We start from the raw sequence: 684 nt of genomic DNA, 5'->3' as shown, positions 1-684 counted from the left end.
GGGCTCTAACTACTTGTAGGCACACGGTTTCAGGATCTCTTTCACTCCCCTTCCGGGGTGCTTTTCACCTTTCCCTCACGGTACTGGTTCACTATCGGTCACTAGGGAGTATTTAGCCTTGGGAGATGGTCCTCCCAGCTTCCGACGGGATTTCACGTGTCCCGCCGTACTCAGGATCCACTCAGGAGGGAACGAAGTTTCAACTACAGGGTTTTTACCTTCTTTGACGGGCCTTTCCAGACCACTTCATCTACCCCGTTCCTTTGTAACTCCATGTTGAGTGTCCTACAACCCCAGAAGGCAAGCCTTCTGGTTTGGGCTAATCCCGTTTCGCTCGCCGCTACTCAGGGAATCGCATTTGCTTTCTCTTCCTCCGGGTACTTAGATGTTTCAGTTCCCCGGGTCTGCCTTCAATACCCTATGTATTCAGGTAAAGATACTGTTCCATTACGAACAGTGGGTTTCCCCATTCGGAAATCTCCGGATCAAAGCTTACTTACAGCTCCCCGAAGCATATCGGTGTTAGTCCCGTCCTTCATCGGCTCCTAGTGCCAAGGCATCCACCGTGCGCCCTTTCTAACTTAACCTATAAGACAATAAAGTCTTTGGTTTCTCTTTTTAATAAAAGAGAGAAAAAAGCGATACAAATGTGTGTTTTACTTTTGCCTTCTTACTTACGATTAT

Annotated in this window: 1 rRNA gene (only partly in view); it reads right to left on the bottom strand. The window is 48.0% G+C overall.

Features of this window, described 5'->3' with window-relative positions:
* Positions 1-587, bottom strand: a 23S ribosomal RNA gene (locus tag H0185_RS01545); it reaches 2,273 nt to the left of the window's first position.
* Positions 588-684 lie beyond the last annotated feature (97 nt).

Source organism: Mesobacillus maritimus (assembly GCF_019749255.1).
Taxonomy (GTDB): Bacteria; Bacillota; Bacilli; order Bacillales; family Cytobacillaceae; genus Mesobacillus_B; species Mesobacillus_B maritimus_A.
Note: the sequence above shows the minus strand (reverse complement) of the source record. Positions and strands in the feature narration are given on the sequence as shown.